Genomic DNA, 23,343 nt, shown 5'->3' with positions numbered 1-23,343 from the left:
GCGTAGCGTGAGTCGGCATGAAGATCCTCATCAGCGCCGACATGGAGGGCGCCACGGGCGTCACCTGGCCGGCCGACGTGCTGCCGGGGACGCCGCAGTGGGAGCGGTGCCGCGCGATGTTCACCTCGGACGTGAACGCGGCGGTGCAGGGCTTCTTCGACGGCGGCGCCGACGACGTGCTGATCAACGAGGCGCACTGGACCATGCGCAACCTGCTCCTGGAGCGGCTCGACGACCGGGCGGAGATGCTCACCGGACGGCACAAGTCCCTGTCCATGGTGGAGGGCGTGCAGCACGGCGACGTGGACGGCATCGCCTTCGTCGGCTACCACGCGGGCGCCGGAGCGGAGGGCGTCCTCGCCCACACCTACCTCGCCAACTCCATCACCGGGGTGTGGCTGAACGACGTACGCGCGAGCGAGGGCCTGCTCAACGCGCACGTGGTCGCCGAGTACGGCGTGCCGGTCGTCCTCGTCACCGGCGACGACGTGGCCTGCGAGGACGCCCTCGGCTACGCGCCCGAGGCGCTGAAGGTCGCGGTCAAGGACCATGTGTCGCGATACGCGGCGGTGTGCAGGACACCGGCCAGGACCGCCGCCGACATCCGCGCGGCGGCCAAGGAGGCGGCCGCGCTGGCAGTGCGTCACCAACCCGTGCAGGCGGGGCCGTTCACCGTCGCCGTGGAGTTCGACGCCGAGCACCTCGCCCTGGCCGCGACCGTCGTTCCGGGTGTCGACCGGATCGGTGAGCGGAAGGTGGGGTACACGAGCGCCACCATGTACGAGGGAATTCGCACCTTCAAGGCGGTCACCACGATCGTCTCGGCCGCGGTGGAGGAGCAGTATGGCTGACGGACAGGCAATGGACGAGGTCGTGACGTTCACCTCCGACCTCATCCGTATCGACACCACCAACCGGGGCGGCGGCGACTGCCAGGAGCGGCCGGCCGCCGAGTACGCGGCCGCGCGGCTGGCCGAGGCAGGCCTGGAGCCGGTGCTGCTGGAACGGACCAAGGGCCGCACCAATGTCGTGGCGCGTATCGAGGGCACCGACCCCTCAGCGGACGCGCTGCTCGTCCACGGTCACCTGGACGTGGTGCCCGCCGAGGCCCGGGACTGGAGCGTGCATCCGTTCTCCGGGGAGATCCGTGACGGGGTCGTCTGGGGCCGGGGCGCGGTCGACATGAAGAACATGGACGCGATGATCCTGGCGATCGTCCGGTCCTGGGCGCGCGAAGGGGTACGGCCCCGGCGCGACATCGTCGTCGCGTTCACCGCAGACGAGGAGGCCAGCGCCGTGGACGGCTCCGGTTTCCTCGCCGACGAGCATCCCGGGCTCTTCGAGGGCTGCACCGAGGGCGTCAGCGAGTCCGGGGCGTTCACCTTCCACGACGGCGCCGGACGGCAGATCTATCCGATCGCGGCCGGCGAGCGGGGCACGGGCTGGCTGAAGCTCACCGCGCGCGGACGGGCCGGGCACGGCTCCAAGGTGAACAAGGAGAACGCGGTCACCCGCCTGTGCGCCGCGATCGCCCGCATCGGCGCGCACGAGTGGCCGCTGCGGCTCACCCCGACCGTCCGCGCCGCCCTCACCGAACTCGCCGTCCTGTACGGCATCGAGCCCGACCTGGACAATGTCGACCGGCTCCTGGAGAAGCTCGGCCCGGCGGCGAAGCTCGTCGAGGCGACGGTCCGCAACAGCGCCAACCCGACCATGGTGGACGCCGGTTACAAGGTCAACGTCATCCCGGGCGAGGCCGTGGCCCACGTCGACGGACGGTATCTGCCCGGCGGCGAGGACGAGTTCCGCACCACCCTCGACCTGCTGACCGGACCGGACGTGGAGTGGGAGTTCCAGCACCACGAGGTCGCGCTCCAGGCGCCGGTGGACTCGGCGACGTACGCGAGGATGCGGGCCGCCGTCGAGGAGTTCGCGCCGGAGGGGCACGTGGTGCCGTACTGCATGTCCGGGGGCACGGACGCCAAGCAGTTCTCGCGCCTCGGTATCACCGGATACGGATTCACACCGCTGAAGCTGCCGGAGGGCTTCGACTACCAGGCCCTCTTCCACGGTGTGGACGAACGGGTCCCGGTCGAGGCACTGCACTTCGGCGTCCGGGTCCTGGACCGATTTCTGCGCACGGCCTGAGCGACTGGGGGAGAAGTGGAGACGCTGGCGTACGGGGCCTGGCCCTCGCCGATCGACGCGGCACTGGCCGCCGCGCACGACGGGCATCCCGAGTTCGTGGGCTTCGTCGGCGACGAGGCCTGGTGGACCGAGCCACGCCCCGCCGAGGGCGGCCGGCGCACGCTGGTGCGGCGGCGCACCGACGGCGCGACGGAGTCGGTGCTGCCGGCGCCGTGGAATGTCCGCAGCCGGGTCATCGAGTACGGCGGACAGCCCTGGGCGGGGACGGTCGTCGACGGCGAACCGCTCGTGGTCTTCGTGAACTTCGCCGACCAGCGGCTGTACCGGTACGCGCCGGACGGCGACCCCAGACCCCTCACCCCGGTCTCCCCGGTCGGCGGCGGCCTGCGCTGGGCGGACCCGGTGCTGCTCCCGGACCGCGGTGAAGTGTGGTGTGTGCTGGAGGAGTTCACCGGCGACGGGCCCGGCGACGTGCGCCGGGTGCTGGCCGCGGTGCCGCTGGACGGCTCGGCCGCCCAGGACCGGGACGCCGTGCGCGAACTCACCGACGCCCGGCACCGGTTCGTGACCGGCCCCCGGATCTCCCCCGACGGGCGCAGCGCGGCCTGGCTCGCCTGGGACCATCCGCGGATGCCGTGGGACGGCACGGAGCTGGTGCTCACCGGTGTCCGGGCCGACGGCACACTCGGCGAACCCCGGACGATCGCCGGCGGGCCCGAGGAGTCGATCGCCCAGGTGGACTGGGCCCACGACGGAGCCCTGCTGTACACGAGCGACCGCACCGGCTGGTGGAACCTCTACCGCGACGGCGAACCGCTGTGCCGGCGCGAGGAGGAGTTCGGCGGCCCGCTCTGGAAGCTGGGCCATCGCTGGTTCGCCCCGCTGGAGAGCGGACTGATCGCCGTCGTGCACGGCCGCGGCGCCACCGCGCTCGGGATACTGGACCCCGAGACCGCGGAGGTCGTCGACGCGGCGGGACCCTGGACCGAGTTCGCGCCCACCCTCGCGGTGCACGGCGAGCGGGTCGTCGCCGTCGGCGCCAGCCCGCGCAGCGCCCACGAACTGGTGGAGCTGGACACCCGGACCGGCCGGGCCCGGGTGATCGGCGCCGGACACGACGACGCCGTGGACCCCTCGTTCTACCCCGAGCCGCAGATCCGCACTTTCACCGGACCCGCCGGACGCGACATCCACGCCCACGTCTACCCGCCGCACCATCCCACCTGTATGGCCCCCGGCGACGAACTGCCGCCGCACGTCGTCTGGGCGCACGGCGGACCCACCAGCCGCGCCCCCCTCGTCCTCGACCTGGCGATCGCCTACTTCACCTCGCGGGGCATCGGTGTCGTCGAGGTCAACTACGGCGGCTCCACCGGGCACGGCCGGGAGTACCGCAACCGACTGCGCGAGCAGTGGGGCGTGGTCGACGTCGAGGACTGCGCGGCCGTCGCCCAGGCCCTCGCCGACGAGGGCACCGCCGACCGCGACCGGCTGGCGATCCGCGGCGGCAGCGCCGGCGGCTGGACCGCGGCCGTCTCCCTCACCGCGACCGACGTCTACGCCTGCGGCACCATCGTCTACCCCATCCTCGATCTGACCGGCTGGGGCGAGGGCGAGACCCACGACTTCGAGTCGCAGTACCTGGAGACCCTGGTCGGACCCCTCGCCGAGGTGCCCGCACGGTACGCGGAGCGCTCGCCCACCGAGCACGCCGACCGGATCACCGCGCCCTTCCTGCTGTTGCAGGGCCTGGACGACGTGATCTGTCCGCCCGTCCAGTGCGAGCGGTTCCTGGCCCGCATGGAGGACCGGCGGGTGCCGCACGCGTACATCGCCTTCGAGGGGGAGGGGCACGGGTTCCGGCGGGCGGAGACGATGATCCGGGCGCTGGAGTCCGAACTCTCCCTGTACGCCCAGGTCTTCGTCCTGAACCCGCCCGGCATCCCGACCCTGGAGCTCGACAAGTGAAGAGACCCGTCCGGCCCTCCAGACTCGCGCCCGGCGCCCGGGTGGCCGTCGTCGCGCCCAGCGGGCCCGTTCCCGAGGAGCGGCTGCAGGCCGGACTGGACATCCTGCGCGGCTGGGACCTCGACCCCGTGGTGGGGCCCCATGTGCTGGACCGGCACGGCGACTTCGACTACCTGGCGGGCACCGACGCGGACCGGGCCGCCGATCTGCAGAGCGCCTGGTGCGACCCGTCCGTCGACGCGGTGCTGTGCGCGCGGGGCGGGTACGGCGTGCAGCGGATGACCGACCTGCTCGACTGGGAGGCGATGCGGGCGGCCGGGCCGAAGGTGTTCGTCGGCTTCAGCGACATCACCGCGCTGCACGAGGCGTTCGCCACCCGGCTGGGCCTCGTCACGCTCCACGGGCCGATGGCCGCGGGGATCGACTTCATCAAGAACGCCCGGGCACAGGAGCACCTCAAGGCCACGCTCTTCGCACCGGAGACCGTCCGCACGATCGCCTCCGGCGGCAGGACCCTGGCCCCCGGGCGGGCGCGAGGCGTCACGCTCGGCGGCTGCCTGTGCCTGCTCGCCGCCGAACTGGGCACCCCGCACGCCCGGCCCTCCGCGCACGGCGGGCTGCTGTGCCTGGAGGACGTGGGGGAGGAGACGTACCGCCTCGACCGCTATCTCACCCAACTCCTGCGCGCCGGTTGGTTCGACGGGGTGCGAGGGGTGCTGCTCGGGTCGTGGCGGGAGTGCGGTCCCCAGGAGAAGGTGCGGGCGCTGCTCGCCGACCGGCTCGGCGGGCTCGGGGTGCCCGTCGTGGAGGAGTTCGGGTTCGGGCACTGCGACGGGGCGCTGACCATGCCCTTCGGAGTGGCGGCAGAACTCGACGCCGATGCGCGCACGTTGACGCTCGACGAACCGGCCCTGCGCTGAATCATCGTCAAGAAAACACCCGTCCCGGTGATTGACCTCCTTTGACACGTGTCACACCCTGGCTACTGGCCGGTTCTTACCGGCCGGTAAGCCGAGTTGTCCTCAGCGTGGAGGTCTCGTGTCTCGTCGTGTGCTCGGATACAGCGTTCCGCTCGCTCTCCTGCTCGGTGCCACACTCGCCGCCCCCGCTCCCGCCACCGGCCAGTACACCGTCACGGCCCTGAAGTTCACCGTGCGGGCCGGCGACCGCATCTGCACGATCGACGCCGATCTGTACCGGCCCACCGGTGCCGGCCGCGCCCCCGCCGTGCTCGCCACCAACGGATTCGGCGGCAGCAAGTCCGACGGCTCCACGGACGGCATCGGCAAGGCCTTCGCCGAACGGGGCTATGTCTCGCTCGTCTACTCCGGGCTCGGCTTCGGCGGCTCCGGCTGCCTGATCTCGCTCGACGACCCGGACATCGACGGCAAGGCCGCCTCGAAGCTGGTCGACTTCCTCGCCGGGAAACGGGCCGCCGACGACGGCACCAAGGCCGACTTCGTCACCCTCGACGGCAAGGGCGACCCGCGCGTCGGCATGATCGGCGGCTCCTACGGCGGCGCGATCCAGCTGGCGACGGCGGCCGTCGACCACCGCGTCGACGCACTCGTCCCGCTGATCACCTGGAACGACCTGGCGTACTCCCTGGACCCGAACAACGCCGGCGCCCACGGCACGGTGCCCGGCGCCTTCAAATGGCAGTGGGCCAACGGCTTCTATCTGATCGGCGAGAGCCAGCCGCTGACGGCACCGAACCTCGACCCCTCCCGGATCAACTCCCTGGGCTGTCTGCACTTCGTCACCGAGGCCTGCGACACCGTCCGCACCCTGAACTCCGGCAGCTATCCCGCCGACCGCACCGCCGAACTGCTCGCCTACTCCCGCAGCGTCTCCCCGGTCACTTACCTCGGCCGGGTGAAGGCACCCACGCTGCTGGTCCAGGGACAGGCCGACAGCCTCTTCAACCTCAACGAGGCGACGGCGACGTACAAGACCCTCAAGGCGCAGGGCACTCCGGCCAAGATGATCTGGCAGTCCTGGGGCCACAGCGGCGGCATGGCGGCGGGCGAGCTCAATCTCGGCGAGGGGAACCTGGAGTCCACCTACGTCGGCAAGCGGATCCTCGCCTGGTTCGACCGCTACCTCCAGGAGAAGAAGGACACCGACACCGGACCGGCCCTCGCCTACTACCGCGACTGGATCACCGACCCGACCAGCACCTACGCCACCGCCGACCACCTGCCCGCACTCAACCGGAAGCTGTACCTGTCCGGCGACGGCAAGCTCGTCGACACCCGCTCCAAGGTGGCCCTCGGCAGCCGGACGTACACGAACCGGCTCGTCGCCACCAGCCACTCGGAGAGCTCGCTGGCCGGGACGATCGGCCTCCCCGACCCGGCGCCCTACGACACCGAGGGCACCTACCTCGGCTGGACCAGTGAGCCGCTCGCCCGGACCACCGACGTCGTGGGCGCGCCGAAGGCCACGCTCAAGGTGGTCTCGCCGAAGGCCGAGCGGACGCAGAACTCCTCGGACGCCGCCGACAAGCTCGTCCTGTTCGCCAAGCTGTACGACATCGCGCCCGACGGCACCAAGACGCTGGTGCACCGGCTCGTCGCCCCGGTCCGGGTTCCCGACGTGACCAAGAGCTTCACCGTGACACTGCCGGGGATCGTGCACCGGTACGAGAAGGGGCACCGGCTGCGGTTCGTGGTCGCGGCGAGCGACGACGCCTACTTCGGCAACCGCGGAATCAAACCGGTGACCGTGGTCAGCTCGCCCGGGAACACCGGAGTGCTGGAGCTGCCGGTGGCCGACGGCTGATTCACCCGGTGGACGGCCCCGCCGCGCGGGGCCGGGTCTTCGGGCCCACCCTGGTCGCATGAGCCCGAAGACCTCCGAGAGCGGCGGCGCCACCAGCGGCAAGGGCGGCCCCGTCACGCCCGCCCGGGTGGTCGTCCTGCTGCTCGCCGTCCTCGCCCTGATCTTCATCTTCGAGAACACCCGCGCCACCAGGATCAGGCTGCTGATTCCCGAGGTGACGATGCCCCTGTGGATGGCGCTGCTGGCCACGGGCGTCATCGGCGCCCTGTGCGGGGCGTATTTCGTGAAGCGCCGCCGCTAGTCCGTCGTAGGGTGACGGGATGCCGCACACCGCGTCCCGCTATCTCGTGGAGGGCCCCCGCGTGGGCATACGCCACATCACCTACGAGGACGGTGCCGAGTTCACCGCCCGGGCCCGGGAGAGCAAGGAGCTGCACCAGCCCTGGCTCTTCCCGCCGGACAACGCCAACGCGTTCACCGCGTACGCGGGCCGGCTGATCGAGGACCCGACCAAGGCGGGGTTCCTGGTCTGCGAGAAGGACGGGGAGCACGGCGAGGGAGCCGTCGCCGGGTTCATCAACATCAACAACATCGTCGAGGGCGCCTTCCTGTGCGGGGCGCTCGGATACGGGGCCTTCGCGCATGCCGCCGGGCGCGGTCTGATGCGGGAGGGGCTCGGGCTGGTCGTGCGATACGCCTTCGGCGGTATGCGGCTGCACCGGCTGGAGATCAACGTGCAGCCCGCCAACACCGCCTCGATCGCTCTCGCCCGCAGCTGCGGCTTCCGTCGGGAGGGCTTCTCACCGAAGATGCTCTACATCGACGGGGCCTGGCGGGACCACGAGCGGTGGGCCGTCACCGCCGAGATGATCCGGAAGTGAGGCCGATGCGTACCAGGGTGGTGCTGGATGCCCCGTCCAATCTCGGGCTGCGTCCGCCCGCGCCGGGAACCGTCCCGGGCTGCTACAAGCTCGCCGGTGCCCTGCGCGAGCAGCGGATCGTGCACCGGCTCGGCGCGCTGGAGGGCGGGGTGGTGGTGCCGCCGCGCTATGACCGGGGGGACTGGCGGGAGGGCGACGGCGTCTTCAACGCGGCCGCCATCGCCGCGTACACGGTGAAGCTCGCCGACCGTATCGAACGCCATGTGCGCGCCGGGGAGTTCCCGGTGGTGCTCGGCGGTGACTGCTCCATCCAGCTCGGCGCCTCCCTCGCGCTGCGCCGCCTCGGCCGGTACGGGCTGGCCGCCGTGGACGCCTCCTCCGACTTCCGCCACCCCGGCAACTCCGAGCGGATCGGTGCGGCCGGCGGTGAGGAGATGGCACTGGCGACGGGGCGCGGGCAGGACGACCTGACGAACCTGGAGGGGCTGAAGCCGTACCTGAGGGACGAGGACGTACGGCTCTTCGGCAACCGCGACGCGTTCGAGGACGACCGCAGTGAACTCGCCGCCGTCAAGATCCCCGTCGTCACCGTCGGGGACATCCGCGAGTGGGGCGCGGACGCCGTGGCCCGGGCCACGGCCGAGGCCTTCGAAATCCCCGAACTCGACGGATTCTGGGTGCACTTGGACGCGGACGTCCTCGATCCGTCCGTCATGCCGGCCGTGGACAGCCCTGACCCCGATGGCCTGCTGCCCGGCGAACTCGTCGAGCTGCTGCGGCCGTTGCTCGGGTCCGCGCACTGCGTCGGGCTGAACGTCACCATCTACGACCCCGATCTCGACCCGGACGGCACGGCGGGCGCCCTCCTCGCCGACATCGTGGTGTCCGCCTTTGCGTAATCCTGACCTGTAGCGCCCCTGTTCAGCTTCCCGGCGAGCGGCTTCCATGGCGATCGTGACGACGATCCGACGTGAGGTACTGACGCTGCCCGCCGCGGAGCTGGGGCCCGACAACCCCCTGCCCCCGCTGCGGCCGCTCGACGAGCTCCACCGCGTCGACGACCGCGACGACCTGCCCCCGGACATGGCCCGCCAGATCGGCTACGAGCCCCTGCGCAGCCTGCTTCCCGTGCGCCTCCGGGACGGCTACGAGCGGGTGCGCGAGCCGCGCGGGATCGATGCCCTCGTGATCGAGAACGACCGGCTGCGGGCCACGGTGCTCCCCGGTCTCGGCGGCCGGATCGCCTCCCTCCTCCACAAGCCGTCCGACCGTGAACTCCTGTACCGCAACCCGGTGTTCCAACCCGCCGCGTTCGCCCTCAACGGCGCCTGGTTCTCCGGCGGCATCGAATGGAACATCGGCGCCACCGGCCACACCACCCTCGCCTGCGCACCCCTGCACGCCGCCCGCGTACCCGCCCCCGACGGGGGAGAGATGCTGCGCCTGTGGGAGTGGGAACGGCTGCGCGACCTGCCCTTCCAGGTCGACCTCTGGCTGCCGGACGGCTCCGACTTCCTGTACGTCGGCGTCCGCGTCCGCAATCCGCACGAGAAGCCGGTGCCGACGTACTGGTGGTCCAACATCGCCGTGCCGGAACGGCGCCGGATCCTCGCGCCGGCGAGGGAGGCCTGGTGCTTCGGATACGAGCGACGACTGCGGACGGTGCCTGTGCCGTCGTACGAGGAGATCCGGCAACTCCCGCACGCGGCCGACTACTTCTACGACCTCCCCGACGCCCGGCGCCGCTGGATCGCCGCCCTCGACGAGGACGGTCACGGACTGGTGCAGACGTCCACCGACGCACTGCGCGGACGCAAGCTGTTCGTCTGGGGAGCGGGGCCGGGCGGGCGACGCTGGCAGGAATGGCTCACCGAACCCGGCACCGAAGGCTACTGCGAGATCCAGGCGGGCCTCGCCCGCACACAGTTGGAGCACGTACGGCTGGACCCGGAGAGCGAGGTGTCGTGGCTGGAGGCGTACGGGCCGCTGCACTCCCCGGCGCGGGTGGAAGAGGCGGAGGAGCGGCTCGAAGCCGTCCTCCCGCGCGCCGGCGTCGACGCCGCGTACGCCGCCTGGAAACCGCACGCCGACACCGCACCCGGGGAGATCCTGGCCACCGGATCCGGCTGGGGCGCTCTCGAAGTGCTGTGCGCCGACCTGAAGTTGCCCGGTACGCCCTTCGACGACAGCACCCTCGGCGAGGCGCAGGAACCCTGGCTGGAGCTGCTCAGGGCCGGAGTGCTGCCGGAGCCGCGCACAGTGCGGCCGCCCGGCGAGACGCTCGTCGCCCCGCACTGGCGGGAATTGCTGGAGACCGCGCCGGCGGGCCCGCACACCGAGTACCACCTCGGCGTCGCCCAGTGGCACGCCGGCGACCGGGCGCAGGCGGTGCGGAGTTGGGAGCGGGCCCTTGAACTCGCCCCGTCCGTCTGGCCGTTGCTGCGCTGCCTGGCCGTCTCCGACCAGGAGGTCGGCAACCGGGAGCGGGCCGCCGACCGGTACGCCGAGGCCTTCGACGACCTGTGCCGGGAGCGCCGCGACGCGGGGGAGGCCTGGACGGCGGCCACGGCCGCGCTCGGCCGCGAGGCGATCGAGGCGCTGCTCGCGGTGGGGCGCACGGGGGACGCGCGGTCGGTGTGGGCGCGACTGCGTCCCGCGACGCGGGCCCGCGGGCGATTCCGGTTCATCGAGGCCGGGCTGCTGGTCGCCGAGGGCAGGCGGGAGGAGGCGCGGGCCGTGTTCGAGGAGGGCTTCGAGGTCGCGGACCTGAGGGAAGGCGCGGAGGCCGTCGGGCGGCTGTGGGAGCGGGTCGGCGACGAACCGCTCCCGGACCGCTATGACTTCCGTATGCGGTGACCCCGGTCCTACGCCCGCCGGTCCACGTACTCGTACACCGCTCCGTCCGGATGCATCGCGATCAGATTGCGCCCGGCCGGTGTCCCCACCGGTCCCGCGATGACGTGCGCGCCCAGTTCGGTCAGTACCCGATGGGCTTCGTCGACGTCCTTGACGGCGATCGTGGCCGCGACCTTGCGCAGGATCTCCAACTCCGCCGCGGGACCGCTCATCAGGAGGAAGCAGCCCACGGCCGCCACCTGGACCCCGCCGCGCTCGAAGCGCAGGGCCGGGCCGCCGGCCAGGCGTTCGTAGAAGGGGACCGCGGTCTCCAGGTCGTCGACGCAGACGCGCAGCGTGGCTCCCAGAATGTCCATGCGGACGAGCCTAATAGGGGCGGCCGGGGCAGGAGATCGTTTCACGCGATCCCCGCACCCCGGCCGCCGGACACGCATGCCTCGGTGGGTCAGTGGGCCGATGGGTCAGCCCATGGCCTTGCGCACGATGTCCCGTGTGCGGTCGACGACGGCCGCGACCGGACCCACCGCCACGTTCTTCACCGCGGTGTCGGTGCCCGGGTGCGGGCGGGTCGGTGCCAGCGCCTCGGCGGCCTGCACGGCACGGGCCAGGTTCTCCAGCCTGCCGCGGTCGGCGACCTTGTGGAAGTGCGCGAACTCGTGACGCTCCTCGTTGGCGGCGTGCGTGAGCACGTCCTCGCGCAGCGCCGCGAACCTGTCGAGGAACTCGGCCGAGTCGGGGTCCATGTCGTCCAGTTCGGACAGCACCCGCTTGGCCTTCTCCTCCTCCTCGATCCGGTCCTTGACGACGAGTTCACCGCCGTCGATGTTCTTGCGGGCGAAGGGATGGACGACCTCTTCCTCAGCGGTCTCGTGCACCGCGAGGAGGCGGACGAGGTCATGGAAGGCATGCTTCCGTTCCTCGCCCTTGCCGGCCGCCACCTCGTCGAGCAGTTCTCGGATCCTGGTGTGCTGCCCCTTGAGCAGCTCCACTACGTCGGTGCGCTCGGTCATCCTCTTCTCTTCTTCCTCCTGTAGGGGTGCGTCGCCGTACGGGTGGCCGTGACGGACCGCGTTATGCGTACGGGTGTACGGGTACCCGTCGGGCATGGACCGCTTGGATCATCTTGAGCATCTGGACAAGCACCTGGTCGAGGAGTTGGCCCAGGTGACGCGCGAGACCGTACGCGAGGAACTGCGCGAGCAGACCCGCAAGCAGCGCCGCAAGGCCATGCTGTACGCCGCGTCCGGCGCCGTCGCCCTCTACGCGGGCGCCGCCCTGGCGCTGGCCGTGGGGCTCGCTCTCGCCCTCGGCCTGCCGGACTGGGCCGCCGCGCTCATCACCGCGGCGATCCTCGGGGCCGTCGCCTATGTGCTGCGCGGCGCCGCCCGGCCCTCCGCGTCCCGGCCCACGCCGGAGGGCGACCACGTCGTCGGTGGCAGGGCACCGGCCACTCCGCCGGGCGGGACCGGCATGCCGTACCCGCCGGTGCCGCCCGTCGCGCCCGGCGTGGGTACACCGGCGGCCGGGACGCCCGGTCCCGGCGTACCGCCGCGTCCCGACGACAACGACCCCGAACAGCCGCATCACCGCGGCTGACGCGCGGTGGAACGGCTGACCACGAAGGCCCTGCCCCGTCGGGGCAGGGCCTTCGTGGTGACCGGAGCCGGCGGCGGCGTGGGGCAGGCCACGGCCCTGGCCTTCGCCGGGGTCCTCGCGCCCTTCACGGAGATCACCCCGGACGAGTTCCGCCCGGTGACCGAAGTGACGTACCTGGGGCGTGAGTTCGGCACCCGGGCCGCGCTGCGGCCCGTGCGGTCGTGCACGCGGCGGCTCATGGACGGCGGCCGAGATCGCACAGGCGGCGATGCCCTGGCGGCCGGCGTTCCGCACCGACCTGCACATCGCGTCGCGGCCCTCCACCAGCGGGGCCGGCCGCCCGCGGGCCGTACGTCCGGCCGGTGCCGGTCGGCACCGTGTGCACGGACACCGCCGGGAGACGCCGTTTCATCGTCAGGCCTGCTGCAGCTGGGGCAGCACCTTGGTGCGGTAGAAGTCGAAGAAGCCGCGCTGGTCGGGGCCGATCTGGTTGACGTAGACCCGGTCGAAACCGGCGTCCGCGAACGCGGACAGCGCGGCCACGTGCTCGTCGACGTCGTCCCCGCACACCGCCTTCTCGCGCACCGACTCCTCGGTCACCAGCGGCTGGAGCTGCTCGAAGTGGCTCGGCGAGGGCAGGATCTGGGCCATCTCCCCGGGCAGGAACTGATTCGCCCACAGCCGGCGCACGGTCCGTACGGCCTCCTCGCGGTCCGTGCCCCAGCAGACCTTGGTCCCGCCGCTGACCGGCTTGGCGCCCCCGCCGCCCTTGCGGAACTGCGCCACCATCGACTCGTCCGGCGTCATCGTGATGTAGCCGTCGCCCACCCGGGCCGCCAGCGAGGTCGCCGCCGGGCCGAACCCGGAGATGTCGATGGGGACCGGCTCGTCGGGGACCGTGTAGAGGCGGGCGTTCTCCACCGTGTAGTGGGTGCCGTGGTGGTTGACCTCCTCGCCGGTGAAGAGCCGGCGCATGATCTGGATCGCCTCCTCCAGCATCTCCAGCCGGATGTGCGCGGGCGGCCAGAGGTGGCCCAGGATGTGCTCGTTGAGCGCCTCGCCGCTGCCCACTCCCAGCCGGAAACGGCCCTCCGTCATCACCGCCGTGGTCGCCGCGGCCTGCGCCACCACCGCCGGGTGCGTGCGCACGGTCGGGCAGGTCACCGCCGTCTCCACGGGCAGTGACACCGCCTCCGAGAGCGCGCCGAGGACCGACCAGACGAACGGGCTCTGGCCCTGGGCGTCGTTCCACGGGTGGAAGTGGTCCGAGATCCACAGCGAGCGGAACCCGGCCTGCTCGGCCATCCTCGCCTGCTCGACGAGATCCGCGGGGCCGAACTCCTCGCAGGACAGGAAGTAGCCGTACTCGGGCATGGGGGACCTCCGGCACCTTTCGACGGACAGGACGGAACGCCGTCCGGGTACCCGGACGGCAGGCCGGAAACCGGCGGACGTTTGGGCGACCCGGCCAGGGTTACGCGGAAATCTCCCGAGGTACGCGACAGCCCCGGAGGCGCATTGTGAGTCGACCCCGCATCGTGATCGTCGGCGCCGGTTTCGCCGGGTACCGGACGGCCCGAGAACTGTCCCGGAAGGCCCGGGGGAGGGCCGAGATCACCCTGCTGAACCCGACCGACTACTTCCTGTACCTACCACTGCTGCCCCAGGTCGCCGCCGGGATCCTGGAGCCGCGCCGGGTCACCGTCTCCCTGTCGGGCACCCTGCCCCGGGTGCGGCTGGTGCTCGGCGAGGCCGATGCCGTCGACCTCGACGGGCGGACCGTCCACTACACCGACCCCGAGGGCGGCGGCGGCACCCTGGACTACGACCGGCTGGTGCTGGCCGCCGGCAGTGTCAACAAGCTGCTGCCCATCCCCGGTGTGGCCGAACACGCCCACGGCTTCCGCGGACTGCCGGAGGCGCTGTACCTGCGCGACCACGTGACCCGGCAGATGGAACTCGCCGCCGGCGCCGACGATCCCGGGACCTGCGCGGCCCGCTGCACCTTCGTGGTGGTCGGCGCGGGCTACACCGGGACCGAGGTCGCCGCGCACGGACAGCTGTTCACCGACGCGCAGGTACGCGGGCACCCGCTGCGCGAGGGCATGCGGCCGCGGTGGCTGCTCCTCGACACCGCGCCGCGCGTCCTGCCCGAACTGGACGAGCACCTGTCCCGCACCGCCGACCGCACGCTGCGGGAGCGGGGCGTGGAGGTGCGCATGGAAACGTCCGTGAAGGAGGCCACGCCGAGGGGGGTGCTGCTGACCGACGGCGAGTTCGTGGAGACCCGCACGCTGGTGTGGTGCGTGGGGGTGCGGCCCGATCCGCTCGCCGAGTCGCTCGGGCTGCCGATGGAGCGGGGCCGGCTGCTCGTCGACCCGCAGCTGCGGGTGCCGGGCCGTCCCGAGGTGTTCGCCTGCGGTGACGCGGCCGCGGTGCCGGACCTGGCGAACCCGGGACAGTACACGCCGATGACCGCCCAGCACGCCTGGCGGCAGGGGCGCACGGCCGCCCACAACGTCGCCGCCTCCCTGGGGGACGGCACGAGCCGGCCCTACGCCCACCGGGACCTGGGGTTCGTTGTGGACCTGGGCGGCGCGAAGGCGGCGGCCAACCCGCTGAACATCCCGCTGTCCGGCGTGGCGGCCGGCGCGGTCACCCGCGGCTACCACCTCGCGGCGATGCCCGGCAACCGCCTCCGGGTCGCCGCGGACTGGCTGCTGGACTCCGTACTCCCGCGCCAGGCCGTGCAGTTGGGGCTCGTCCGGTCCTGGTCGGTGCCGTTGGACACGGCGTCGCCGGAACTGGCACGGGTGCCGGGGCGACCGGAGCGCGGGCCGGACGCGAGCGCACGGGGCTTGGTGCAGGACCGCCCCGCTGAGGAGCCCGCGAAGAACCAGCCGGGAGGCGAACCGGCCAAGAACCAGCCCGGTGGTGAACCGGCCAAGAACCAGCCCGGTGGCGAGCCCCGTCAGGAACCTCGGCCCCGCCAAGGCACCCGACCCGGACACCGCCCCCGGCCCCGTCAAGCGCCCCGACCGTCCAGCCACCCCCGCTGAGGGAGACTCATGAACACCGCCGAACTCGTCGACCTGGGACAGCAGCTGCGCGTGGACAGCGTCCGCGCGGCCGATGCCGCCGGGTCCGGGCATCCGACGTCGTCGATGTCCGCCGCCGATCTGATGGCCGTCCTGCTCGCCCACCACATCCGCTACGACTTCGACCGTCCCGCCCACCCCGGGAACGACCGCTTCGTCCTGTCCAAGGGGCACGCCTCGCCCCTCCTGTACGCCTGCTACAAGGCCGTCGGCGCGATCGACGACGCCGAACTGGCCACCTTCCGCGCGCTCGGCAGCCGACTGGAGGGGCACCCCACGCCCCGGCGGCTGCCGTGGGTCGAGACGGCCACCGGATCGCTCGGGCAGGGCCTGCCGGTCGGGGTCGGGATCGCGCTGTCCGGCAAGCGCCTGGAGCGCACCGGCTACCGGGTGTGGGTGCTGTGCGGGGACAGCGAGCTCGCCGAGGGGTCGGTGTGGGAGGCCGCCGAGCACGCCGCGCACGAGCATCTCGACAACCTCACCGCCATCGTCGACGTCAACCGGCTCGGCCAGCGCGGTCCCACCCGGCACGGCCACGACCTGGACGCCTACGCCCGCCGCTTCCAGGCCTTCGGCTGGCACACCATCGAGGTGGACGGCCACGACGTGGACGCCGTCGACCGCGCGTACGGCGAGGCGATCTCCACCTCCGGGCAGCCCACCGCGATCCTCGCCCGCACCCTCAAGGGCAAGGGCGTCGAGGCCGTCCAGGACCGTGAGGGCCTGCACGGCAAGCCGCTGCCCGACGCCGACGAGGCGATCGCCGAACTCGGCGGCCGCCGCGACCTCCGCATCCACGCCCACGAGCCGCCCGCCGCCCGCATGCTGCACGCCGTACGCGCCGGACACCTCGAGCTGCCCCGCTGGGACAAGGGATCCGACGACCCCATCGCCACCCGGGACGCCTACGGCCAGGCGCTCGCCGCCCTCGGCACCGCCCGCGGCGACGTCGTCGCCCTCGACGGCGAGGTGAGCGACTCCACGCGCGCGGAGTTCTTCGCCAAGGAACACCCCGACCGCTACTTCGAGTGCTACATCGCCGAGCAGCAGATGGTCGCCGCGGCCGTGGGACTCGCCGCACGCGGTTTCGTGCCGTACGCCTCCACCTTCGCGGCCTTCCTCACGCGCGCGTACGACTTCGTGCGCATGGCCTCGGTCAGTGGCGCCGGGATCAACCTGGTCGGCTCGCACGCGGGCGTCGCCATCGGACAGGACGGGCCCTCGCAGATGGGTCTGGAGGACCTGGCGATGATGCGGGCGGTGTACGGCTCGACGGTGCTGTACCCGTGCGACGCCAACCAGACCGCGCACCTCGTCGGCGCCATGGCGGGCCTGGAGGGCGTCCGCTATCTGCGCACCTCGCGCGGCAAGAGCCCGGTGATCTACGGGCCCGACGAGGAGTTCCCGGTCGGCGGCAGCAAGGTGCTGCGCTCCTCCGACCGGGACCGGCTGACCGTCGTCGCGGCCGGGGTGACCGTGCACGAGGCGCTGGCCGCCGCCGACGCGCTCCAGGAGCAGGGGATCGCCGTCCGGGTCGTCGACCTGTACTCGGTCAAGCCCGTGGACCGGCTCACCCTGCGCCGGGCCGCCGAGGAGACCGGCTGCCTGATGACGGTGGAGGACCACCACGAGGAGGGCGGCCTCGGGGACGCCGTGCTCGACGCCTTCGTCGACGGGCGGCCCGTCCCGCGGCTGGTGCGCCTGGCCGTCCGGACCATGCCGGGCTCGGCGGCGCCGGACGAGCAGCTGCACGCCGCGGGCATCGACGCCGAGTCCATCGCGGCCGCCGCACGGCTGCTGGTGGAGGAGGCGATCGTACGGTGAGCAAGGACGCCACCCGGACGGTGCGGGCCGGGCGCCGCACCGTCGAGGTGCACCGGCCGGAGAAGGTCCTCTTCCCCGGCGACGGGGTGGCCAAGGAGTACACCAAGTCCGACCTGGTCGACTACTACCGGGCCGTCGCCCCCTTCATGCTGCCGCATCTGCGCGGCCGCCCCCTGATGCTGGAACGGCTCCCGGACGGCGTCGGCGGCCCGACGTTCATGCAGAAGAACACCCCGGACGGGTATCCCGACTGGATCAGCCGCGTCGAGGTGACCAAGGAGGGCGGCACCGTCCGCCACACCGTGTGCGACGACACCGCCACCCTGGTCTACCTCGCCGACCAGGCCTGTCTCACCCTGCACCGCTGGCTGTCCCGCGTCGGACGCGTCGGACAGCCCGACCGGATGGTCTTCGACCTCGATCCCTTCGGTGACGACTTCACACCGGTCCACGAGGCGGCCTGGCTGCTGGCGGAGCTGCTCGACGAGCTGAAACTGCCCTCCGCGCTGATGACCACCGGCTCGCGCGGTCTGCACGTGGTGGTCCCGGTGCAGGGGCACCACGACTTCGACGAGGTGCGGGAATTCGCCAAGGACGTCGCCGACACCCTCGTCGCCGCCCACCCCGAGAAGTTCACCACCGCCGCCCGCAAGAAGGACCGCGGGGAGCGGCTCTACCTGGACGTACAGCGCAACGGCTACGCCCAGACCGCCGTCGTGCCGTTCACCGTCCGCGCGAAACGGGGCGCCCCCGTCGCCACCCCCATGTCCTGGAACCAGCTCGACGACCCGGTCCTCGACGCCCGCCGCTGGAGCATCGAGGACGCCGTCGAGCAGGCCCGCACCAACCCCTGGGCCGGCGTGATGGCCAAGGGCCGCGCCCTCGGCCCCGCCCGTCGCAGGCTCAACGCGTTGCGCGGCTGACCCACCTGCGTCGTGAATGTTTGGCCAACGGACTTACGGCCACCCGGAGTAAGAGGTGGCTATGTCGAACACAAAAAACACATCAGACACACAGAACTCACGGGAATCACGCAAGGGAGCGGAAAGCGACACCGCGGAAGTCCGGCCGAGCCCCATGCAGGTGCTGCGTCATGGGCGCACCCAGCTCGAGGAGCTCACCGGCATGTCCGCCGAGTCGGTGTCGTCCTTCGGACAGACGCAGGACGGCTGGTCCCTGGAGGTCGAGGTCCTGGAGCTCGCCAGGGTTCCGGACACGATGAGCCTGATGGCGAGCTATCAGGTCGAACTGGACCCGCAGGGAGAACTCACCGGCTACCGGCGCGTTCGGCGTTACGAACGCGGGCGGGCCGACTCGCACAGGGCCGGCGGCCGCTAAGTCGCCTTCTCGTTCCCCTCACACTCACAGATAAGGAGGCACGGTCGGCATGACCGTTGTCCCGGCACAACAGAGCGGCGGCTCGGGCGGCACCAGCGGCCTCTACGACGTTCTGGAACTGGTCCTCGACCGGGGCCTGGTGATCGACGCGTTCGTACGGGTATCCCTGGTCGGCATCGAAATCCTCAAGATCGACATCCGGGTCGTCGTCGCCAGCGTCGACACCTATCTGCGCTTCGCCGAGGCGTGCAACCGCCTCGACCTCGAGGCCGGTCCGCACCGCAGTCCCGGACTGCCCGACCTGGTCGGTGAGGTCACCGAGTCCGGCGCCCGGGGCAAGTCCAAGGGTGCGCTGAGCGGTGCCGCGCAGACCGTCTCGGACGCCTTCAAGCAGGCCCGCGAGGAGGGTGAGTCGCAGCCCAGGCCGCGCGCCCGCAAGTCGACCGCCGCGCGCCGGAAGGAGGAGCAGGAGTGAGCACCTATGTGTACGGCATCATCGGCGGCTCCGGAGCCTCGCTGTCCGAGGACCTGACGGGCGTCGGCGACCCGCCGCGGCCCGTGCGCGTCCTCACGGCGGGTGATCTCGCGGCCGTCGTGAGTGACGCGCCCGAGGGGCTGCGGCCCAAGCGCAAGGATCTGCTCGCCCACCAGACGGTGCTCGCCGAGGCCGGCTCCGACGGCTGTGTGCTGCCCATGCGGTTCGGCAGCGTCGCACCCGACGACGAGACCGTCGTCAACGTCCTCGGCGAACGCGCCGCGCACTACCAGGAGCGGCTGCGGACGCTGGACGGCAAGGTCGAGTACAACGTCAAGGCCACGCACGACGAAGAGGCCGTACTGCACCGCGTGATGGCCGAGAACCCCGAGCTGCGGGCCCTCACCGACGCCAACCGGCAGGCGGGCGGCGGCTCCTACGAGGACAAGCTCAGGCTCGGCGAGATGGTCGTCTCCGCCGTGAAGGCACGGGAGGCCGAGGACGCGGCCGAGGTGCAGCGCGACCTGGAGTCCGCTGCCACCGCCGTGAGCGCGGGTCCCGAGTCCACCGGCTGGCTCGCCAATGTGTCGTTCCTGGTGGACCGGGAATCGGCCGAGGCGTTCATGGCCGCGGTGGAACAGATCCGCAAGTCCCACCCCCACCTGGAACTGCGGGTCAACGGCCCGCTGCCGCCGTACAGCTTCGTCGAGCCCGGCCCCGCCGAGCACGCGGGCAGCGCGATCGGCGGCGAGAGCTCGAGGGAGTGACGACATGGGCCTGATCGGCGAGGTGCTGCTGTTGCCGTTCGCCCCCGTGCGTGGCAGCGCGTGGGTGATCGGGCAGGTGCTGCACGAGGCGGAACGCATCTACTACGACCCGGCCACGATCCGGGCCGAACTCGGCCGGCTGGAAGAGCGGTTGGAGGCGGGGGAGATCGACGAGGAGGAGTTCGACCGACAGGAGGACGAGCTCTTGGACCGGCTGGAGATCGGCTCGCGCAATCGGGCCGGAACCGACGACTGGACATCAGGATGAACCGACTCGGACTGGGCCTCGCGGTAGGGGCCGGATACGTCCTCGGGCGTACGAAGAAGATGAAACTGGCCTTCGCCGTAGGCACGTTGGTGGCCGGCAAGCGGATGCAGTTGAGCCCGCGGGCGCTCGCGGACCTGGTGTCCGGACAGCTGCGGGACAACCCGCAGTTCAAGGAGATCGGCGACCAGCTGCGCGAGGACCTGCGCGGTGTCGGCAAGGCGGCCTCGGGTGCCATGGTCGAGCGGCAGATCAGTGCGATCGCCGACCGGTTGCACGGGCGTACCGCCGAGGTCCGCGACCAGATCGCGGGCGTCGTACCGGACACGTCGGACCTCGGTTTCGAGGACGAGGAGTCCGAGGAGGAATACGACGAAGAGCCCGAGGACAGGGACGAGGAACCGGAGGAAGAGGAGGAGCCCGAGCCGCGTCGCCAGGCGGCGGAGAAGAAGCCTCCGGCGAAGAAGACCGCCAGGAAGACCGCCGAGAAGGCGCCCGCCAAGAAGGCTCCGGCGAAGAAGGCCGCCGCCAAGAAGACGACGGCGGCCAAGAAGACGACCGGCAAGAAGACCGCCGCGGCCCGCACCGCCGCCCGCGGAGCCAGGTCCAGGGTGCCGAAGGGAGGCGGTGAGCGATGACCGACACCGTCGGATCCGCGACCTCCGCGGCGAGCGGAGCGACGAAGAAGGCAGGCCCGCTCGGCGGTATCGCCCAGAGCGAGGCCACCGAGCGGCTCAAGGCCGAGGCGCAGGAGTACCTCGCCGCGCAGGCCCAGCGGCTGCTCATCGGCGCCGGCCGCAAGCTCGGCGAGACCACGGTCAAGCTCAACGACATCGCCGACGGCAAGAGCCCCGGCTTCGCCAAGCTGGCCCTCGACGGCGGGCGCAAGCTCACCGAGGGCAAGGGGCCGCTGCGCTCCGCTGTCGAGCTGGGCGCCTCCCGGGTCAAGGACAACGTGGTCGGCGCCTTCAAGGGGCTCGGCGGCAAGGGGAAGCGCAAGGGCGGGGCGGGCAACAAGCCGACCGTCATCATGGAGTACGTCGACGTCGGCCTGCCGTTGCGTACCGCCTACGACCAGTGGACCCAGTTCCAGGACTTCAGCACCTTCGCGAAGGGCGTGAAGAGCGCGAACCGCGCCGACGACACGACCTCCGACTGGCAGATGAAGATCTTCTGGTCCAACCGCAGCTGGAAGGCGAAAACCACCGAACAGGTCCCCGACGACCGCATCGCCTGGACCTCGGAGGGCGCCAAGGGCACCTCGAAGGGCGTGGTCTCCTTCCACGAGCTCGGCGACCGTCTCACCCGGGTCCTGCTGGTGATCGAGTACTACCCCAAGGGCCTCTTCGAGAAGACCGGCAACATCTGGCGCGCCCAGGGCCGCCGGGCCCGCCTCGACCTCAAGAACTACGTCCGCTTCGTCACGCTCAAGGGCGAGGCCGAGGACGGCTGGCGCGGCGAGATCCGCGACGGCGAGGTCGTCCAGAGCCACGACGACGCGGTCGCCGAGGAGGAGGCCGGGCAGGAGGAGCAGGACGAGGAGCAGGAGGAGGCGTACGAGGGCGAGGAAGAGCAAGCTGAGGAAGACGGCCCGTACGCCGAGGAGGACGAGGAGGACGAGGAGGAGGGCGAGAAGGAGCAGTACGAACTGGAGGGCGCCGAAGGCGAAGAGGAGCTGGAAGAGGAGCCCGAGGGCGAGTACGAGGAGGAAGGCGCGGACGAGGAGGAATACGAGTACGCCGAGGGCGGGAGCCGTCGATGACGACCCCCGGACGGCTGCCCGAGCCCTATGGCCGCGGTGACGGCAGCGCGAACCTCGCCGACATCCTGGAGCGCGTCCTCGACAAGGGCGTGGTCATCGCCGGCGACATCCGGATCAATCTGCTCGACATCGAACTGCTCACCATCAAACTTCGCCTCATCATCGCGTCCGTCGACAAGGCGAAGGAGATGGGTATCGACTGGTGGGAGGACGACCCCGCCCTGTCCACCAAGGCCCGTCGTGACCAGCTCACCCGGGAGAACGCAGAGTTGCGCGAGCGGATCGCCCGGCTGGAGCCCGGCAGAGCCGAGAAGGAGACCTGATGACCGGACTGCGTTACGTGTACGCCGTCTGCCGGCCCTTCAAGGCGCCCCTGCAGTCCCAGCTGACCGGCGTGGCGGGCGATCCGCCCAGACTGCTGGTCCACCACGGCCTTGTCGCGGTGGTCAGCCACGTGCCGGAGCGGGACTTCGCCGAAGGCCCGCTCCACGCACGCCTGGAGGACCTGGACTGGCTCTCCGAGACCGCCCGCGCCCACCAGGGCGTGATCGACGCCCTCACCGTCGTCACGACGCCGCTGCCGCTCCGGCTGGCCACCGTCTTCCGGGACGACAGCGGCGTGCGCACCATGCTGGAGGCTCGGGAGGCGGACTTCGGGCGCACCCTCGACCGGCTGACCGGGCGGGTCGAGTGGGGCGTCAAGGTGTACGTCGAGACCGAGCCGCCCGGTGACGACGCACCGGCGGAGGAGGCGGCGAAGGCCACGAGCGGCCGGGACTATCTCCGCCGGCGCAGCACCCGTGTGCGGGCGAACGAGGACCTGTGGCAGCGGGCCGAGGAATTCGCCGGCGGACTGCATGAAACACTGTCCGCCTTCGCCGAGGACTCCCGGCTGCACCCGCCGCAGAATGCCAAGCTCTCCGGAGCGGCCGGGCGCAATGTGCTCAATGCCGCGTATCTCGTGCCGCGGGCCGTGTCCGAGGAATTCGTGGAACTGGTCGACCGTACGAAAGGCGAAGTCCCCGGAATGCGGGTCGAACTCACCGGCCCGTGGGCCGCCTATTCCTTCGCGGGGGAGAAGCCGTGACCGTCGTCGAACGCCGAGAGATCGCCCTCGTGGACCTGCTGGACCGGCTGCTGGCCGGCGGGGTCGTCATCACCGGCGACATCACCCTGCGCATCGCCGACGTCGACCTCGTCCGCATCGACCTCAACGCCCTGATCAGCTCCGTGAACGCGAACGTCCCGTCGCCGTGGGGGGAATCCTCGTGACCCAGGACCGCAACCGCAATCGCCTCGACCTCGAGCCGGACACGGTCGAGCGCGACCTCGTCAAACTCGTCCTGACCGTGGTGGAGCTGCTGCGCCAGCTCATGGAACGCCAGGCGCTGCGCCGCTTCGACGACGGCGGTCTCACCGAGGAGCAGGAGGAGCGGATCGGGCTCACCCTGATGCTGCTCGACGACCGCATGACCGAGCTGCGCGAGCGCTACGGACTGCGGCCCGAGGACCTGAATCTGGACCTCGGGCCGCTCGGACCTCTGCTTCCCCGGGAGTGAATCACCCCGGATTATCCGGGGT

26 protein-coding genes are annotated in these 23,343 nt (G+C 71.6%); 23 read left to right on the top strand and 3 right to left on the bottom strand.

Annotated elements, in window-relative coordinates:
- The first annotated feature begins 17 nt into the window (after nt 1-17).
- From ACIOHP_RS27055 to ACIOHP_RS27015, 9 genes are all read left to right on the top strand, one after another.
- Nucleotides 18-851, top strand: coding sequence for a M55 family metallopeptidase (locus ACIOHP_RS27055; protein ID WP_401891606.1), 834 nt, complete (start codon nt 18-20; stop codon nt 849-851).
- On the top strand, nt 844-2,148 hold the full coding sequence (locus ACIOHP_RS27050) for a M20/M25/M40 family metallo-hydrolase (protein ID WP_401891605.1): 1,305 nt from the start codon (nt 844-846) through the stop codon (nt 2,146-2,148). Before ACIOHP_RS27055 ends, ACIOHP_RS27050 begins: the two co-directional genes overlap by 8 nt.
- 15 nt (nt 2,149-2,163) lie before the next feature.
- Nucleotides 2,164-4,116: a prolyl oligopeptidase family serine peptidase gene (locus tag ACIOHP_RS27045; RefSeq protein WP_401891604.1), complete on the top strand. Its 1,953-nt coding sequence runs from the start codon at nt 2,164-2,166 to the stop codon at nt 4,114-4,116.
- Complete coding sequence (locus ACIOHP_RS27040) at nt 4,113-5,036, top strand: LD-carboxypeptidase (protein WP_361541216.1); 924 nt, start codon at nt 4,113-4,115, stop codon at nt 5,034-5,036. The genes ACIOHP_RS27045 and ACIOHP_RS27040 overlap by 4 nt, the downstream gene beginning before the upstream one ends.
- A gap of 118 nt (nt 5,037-5,154) precedes the next feature.
- Nucleotides 5,155-6,900: a CocE/NonD family hydrolase gene (locus ACIOHP_RS27035; RefSeq protein ID WP_401891603.1), complete on the top strand. Its 1,746-nt coding sequence runs from the start codon at nt 5,155-5,157 to the stop codon at nt 6,898-6,900.
- A gap of 58 nt (nt 6,901-6,958) precedes the next feature.
- Nucleotides 6,959-7,201, top strand: coding sequence for a LapA family protein (locus tag ACIOHP_RS27030; protein ID WP_361481678.1), 243 nt, complete (start codon nt 6,959-6,961; stop codon nt 7,199-7,201).
- Nucleotides 7,202-7,220: 19 nt separating this feature from the next.
- Nucleotides 7,221-7,781 (top strand): GNAT family protein, encoded by a 561-nt coding sequence (locus tag ACIOHP_RS27025; protein ID WP_351685169.1) that lies wholly within the window; start codon nt 7,221-7,223, stop codon nt 7,779-7,781.
- Nucleotides 7,782-7,786: 5 nt separating this feature from the next.
- Nucleotides 7,787-8,680, top strand: coding sequence for an arginase family protein (locus ACIOHP_RS27020; protein ID WP_401891601.1), 894 nt, complete (start codon nt 7,787-7,789; stop codon nt 8,678-8,680).
- Between the two features lie 46 nt (nt 8,681-8,726).
- On the top strand, nt 8,727-10,637 hold the full coding sequence (locus ACIOHP_RS27015; RefSeq protein ID WP_401891599.1) for a DUF5107 domain-containing protein: 1,911 nt from the start codon (nt 8,727-8,729) through the stop codon (nt 10,635-10,637).
- An 8-nt stretch (nt 10,638-10,645) separates the two neighbouring features.
- Here the strand turns inward: ACIOHP_RS27015 and ACIOHP_RS27010 are convergent, their stop codons facing one another.
- Entirely contained in the window at nt 10,646-10,993 is a 348-nt protein-coding gene (locus tag ACIOHP_RS27010) for a VOC family protein (RefSeq protein ID WP_361481667.1), read from the bottom strand.
- Between the two features lie 105 nt (nt 10,994-11,098).
- Complete coding sequence (locus ACIOHP_RS27005; protein WP_401891597.1) at nt 11,099-11,647, bottom strand: hemerythrin domain-containing protein; 549 nt, start codon at nt 11,645-11,647, stop codon at nt 11,099-11,101.
- A 94-nt stretch (nt 11,648-11,741) separates the two neighbouring features.
- Between ACIOHP_RS27005 and ACIOHP_RS27000 the strand changes: the two genes are divergently transcribed.
- On the top strand, nt 11,742-12,233 hold the full coding sequence (locus ACIOHP_RS27000; RefSeq protein WP_401891596.1) for a phage holin family protein: 492 nt from the start codon (nt 11,742-11,744) through the stop codon (nt 12,231-12,233).
- 414 nt (nt 12,234-12,647) lie between these two features.
- On the opposite strand, the gene ACIOHP_RS26995 is transcribed toward ACIOHP_RS27000, so the two are convergent.
- Entirely contained in the window at nt 12,648-13,607 is a 960-nt protein-coding gene (locus ACIOHP_RS26995) for a TIGR03557 family F420-dependent LLM class oxidoreductase (protein WP_401891595.1), read from the bottom strand.
- A gap of 146 nt (nt 13,608-13,753) precedes the next feature.
- Between ACIOHP_RS26995 and ACIOHP_RS26990 the strand changes: the two genes are divergently transcribed.
- The 13 genes from ACIOHP_RS26990 (at nt 13,754) to ACIOHP_RS26930 (ending at nt 23,321) form a co-directional block, all read left to right on the top strand.
- The gene (locus ACIOHP_RS26990) at nt 13,754-15,292 is read left to right on the top strand and encodes an NAD(P)/FAD-dependent oxidoreductase (RefSeq protein ID WP_401891594.1); all 1,539 of its coding nucleotides are present in this window, start codon (nt 13,754-13,756) and stop codon (nt 15,290-15,292) included.
- A 9-nt stretch (nt 15,293-15,301) separates the two neighbouring features.
- Nucleotides 15,302-17,155, top strand: coding sequence for a transketolase (locus ACIOHP_RS26985; protein ID WP_401891593.1), 1,854 nt, complete (start codon nt 15,302-15,304; stop codon nt 17,153-17,155).
- A complete protein-coding gene (ligD, locus tag ACIOHP_RS26980; protein ID WP_401891591.1) occupies nt 17,152-18,078 on the top strand; it encodes a non-homologous end-joining DNA ligase in 927 nt (308 codons plus the stop codon). Before ACIOHP_RS26985 ends, ligD begins: the two co-directional genes overlap by 4 nt.
- A gap of 61 nt (nt 18,079-18,139) precedes the next feature.
- On the top strand, nt 18,140-18,493 hold the full coding sequence (locus ACIOHP_RS26975; RefSeq protein ID WP_401891590.1) for a gas vesicle protein: 354 nt from the start codon (nt 18,140-18,142) through the stop codon (nt 18,491-18,493).
- Nucleotides 18,494-18,542: 49 nt separating this feature from the next.
- Nucleotides 18,543-18,968: a gas vesicle structural protein GvpA gene (locus tag ACIOHP_RS26970; protein WP_266886081.1), complete on the top strand. Its 426-nt coding sequence runs from the start codon at nt 18,543-18,545 to the stop codon at nt 18,966-18,968.
- The gene (locus tag ACIOHP_RS26965) at nt 18,965-19,735 is read left to right on the top strand and encodes a GvpL/GvpF family gas vesicle protein (protein WP_401891588.1); all 771 of its coding nucleotides are present in this window, start codon (nt 18,965-18,967) and stop codon (nt 19,733-19,735) included. The genes ACIOHP_RS26970 and ACIOHP_RS26965 overlap by 4 nt, the downstream gene beginning before the upstream one ends.
- A gap of 4 nt (nt 19,736-19,739) precedes the next feature.
- Nucleotides 19,740-20,003 carry a gas vesicle protein GvpG gene (locus ACIOHP_RS26960; RefSeq protein WP_361541180.1) on the top strand — a complete coding sequence of 88 codons (264 nt, stop codon included), beginning with the start codon at nt 19,740-19,742 and terminating at the stop codon, nt 20,001-20,003.
- Entirely contained in the window at nt 20,000-20,638 is a 639-nt protein-coding gene (locus ACIOHP_RS26955) for a DNA primase (RefSeq protein ID WP_401891587.1), read from the top strand. Before ACIOHP_RS26960 ends, ACIOHP_RS26955 begins: the two co-directional genes overlap by 4 nt.
- Complete coding sequence (locus ACIOHP_RS26950) at nt 20,635-21,762, top strand: SRPBCC family protein (RefSeq protein WP_401891586.1); 1,128 nt, start codon at nt 20,635-20,637, stop codon at nt 21,760-21,762. Before ACIOHP_RS26955 ends, ACIOHP_RS26950 begins: the two co-directional genes overlap by 4 nt.
- Complete coding sequence (locus ACIOHP_RS26945; protein ID WP_266820796.1) at nt 21,759-22,085, top strand: gas vesicle protein; 327 nt, start codon at nt 21,759-21,761, stop codon at nt 22,083-22,085. Before ACIOHP_RS26950 ends, ACIOHP_RS26945 begins: the two co-directional genes overlap by 4 nt.
- Entirely contained in the window at nt 22,085-22,849 is a 765-nt protein-coding gene (locus tag ACIOHP_RS26940; protein WP_361541171.1) for a GvpL/GvpF family gas vesicle protein, read from the top strand. The genes ACIOHP_RS26945 and ACIOHP_RS26940 overlap by 1 nt, the downstream gene beginning before the upstream one ends.
- A complete protein-coding gene (locus tag ACIOHP_RS26935; RefSeq protein ID WP_046257980.1) occupies nt 22,846-23,034 on the top strand; it encodes a gas vesicle protein in 189 nt (62 codons plus the stop codon). Before ACIOHP_RS26940 ends, ACIOHP_RS26935 begins: the two co-directional genes overlap by 4 nt.
- The gene (locus ACIOHP_RS26930) at nt 23,031-23,321 is read left to right on the top strand and encodes a gas vesicle protein K (RefSeq protein ID WP_401891583.1); all 291 of its coding nucleotides are present in this window, start codon (nt 23,031-23,033) and stop codon (nt 23,319-23,321) included. Before ACIOHP_RS26935 ends, ACIOHP_RS26930 begins: the two co-directional genes overlap by 4 nt.
- The last annotated feature ends 22 nt before the right edge of the window (nt 23,322-23,343 follow it).

It is taken from the genome of Streptomyces sp. NPDC087859 (assembly GCF_044742595.1).
Taxonomy (GTDB): domain Bacteria; phylum Actinomycetota; class Actinomycetes; order Streptomycetales; family Streptomycetaceae; genus Streptomyces; species Streptomyces canus_F.
This window is presented reverse-complemented; position numbering and strand designations above follow the sequence as displayed.

What these genes read in the sequence shown, in the direction of transcription:
- ACIOHP_RS27030 (WP_361481678.1), top strand. Translation starts at nt 6,959, where the DNA reads ATGAGCCCGAAGACCTCCGAGAGCGGCGGCGCCACCAGCGGCAAGGGC.
- ACIOHP_RS26960 (WP_361541180.1), top strand. Translation starts at nt 19,740, where the DNA reads ATGGGCCTGATCGGCGAGGTGCTGCTGTTGCCGTTCGCCCCCGTGCGT.
- ACIOHP_RS26995 (WP_401891595.1), bottom strand. Translation starts at nt 13,607, where the DNA reads ATGCCCGAGTACGGCTACTTCCTGTCCTGCGAGGAGTTCGGCCCCGCG.
- ACIOHP_RS26950 (WP_401891586.1), top strand. Translation starts at nt 20,635, where the DNA reads ATGACCGACACCGTCGGATCCGCGACCTCCGCGGCGAGCGGAGCGACG.
- ACIOHP_RS27015 (WP_401891599.1), top strand. Translation starts at nt 8,727, where the DNA reads ATGGCGATCGTGACGACGATCCGACGTGAGGTACTGACGCTGCCCGCC.
- ACIOHP_RS26940 (WP_361541171.1), top strand. Translation starts at nt 22,085, where the DNA reads ATGACCGGACTGCGTTACGTGTACGCCGTCTGCCGGCCCTTCAAGGCG.
- ACIOHP_RS27010 (WP_361481667.1), bottom strand. Translation starts at nt 10,993, where the DNA reads ATGGACATTCTGGGAGCCACGCTGCGCGTCTGCGTCGACGACCTGGAG.
- ACIOHP_RS26955 (WP_401891587.1), top strand. Translation starts at nt 20,000, where the DNA reads ATGAACCGACTCGGACTGGGCCTCGCGGTAGGGGCCGGATACGTCCTC.
- ACIOHP_RS26970 (WP_266886081.1), top strand. Translation starts at nt 18,543, where the DNA reads ATGACCGTTGTCCCGGCACAACAGAGCGGCGGCTCGGGCGGCACCAGC.
- ACIOHP_RS26975 (WP_401891590.1), top strand. Translation starts at nt 18,140, where the DNA reads ATGTCGAACACAAAAAACACATCAGACACACAGAACTCACGGGAATCA.
- ACIOHP_RS27050 (WP_401891605.1), top strand. Translation starts at nt 844, where the DNA reads ATGGCTGACGGACAGGCAATGGACGAGGTCGTGACGTTCACCTCCGAC.
- ACIOHP_RS27020 (WP_401891601.1), top strand. Translation starts at nt 7,787, where the DNA reads ATGCGTACCAGGGTGGTGCTGGATGCCCCGTCCAATCTCGGGCTGCGT.
- ACIOHP_RS26945 (WP_266820796.1), top strand. Translation starts at nt 21,759, where the DNA reads ATGACGACCCCCGGACGGCTGCCCGAGCCCTATGGCCGCGGTGACGGC.
- ACIOHP_RS26985 (WP_401891593.1), top strand. Translation starts at nt 15,302, where the DNA reads ATGAACACCGCCGAACTCGTCGACCTGGGACAGCAGCTGCGCGTGGAC.
- ACIOHP_RS27000 (WP_401891596.1), top strand. Translation starts at nt 11,742, where the DNA reads ATGGACCGCTTGGATCATCTTGAGCATCTGGACAAGCACCTGGTCGAG.
- ACIOHP_RS27025 (WP_351685169.1), top strand. Translation starts at nt 7,221, where the DNA reads ATGCCGCACACCGCGTCCCGCTATCTCGTGGAGGGCCCCCGCGTGGGC.
- ACIOHP_RS27005 (WP_401891597.1), bottom strand. Translation starts at nt 11,647, where the DNA reads ATGACCGAGCGCACCGACGTAGTGGAGCTGCTCAAGGGGCAGCACACC.
- ACIOHP_RS27055 (WP_401891606.1), top strand. Translation starts at nt 18, where the DNA reads ATGAAGATCCTCATCAGCGCCGACATGGAGGGCGCCACGGGCGTCACC.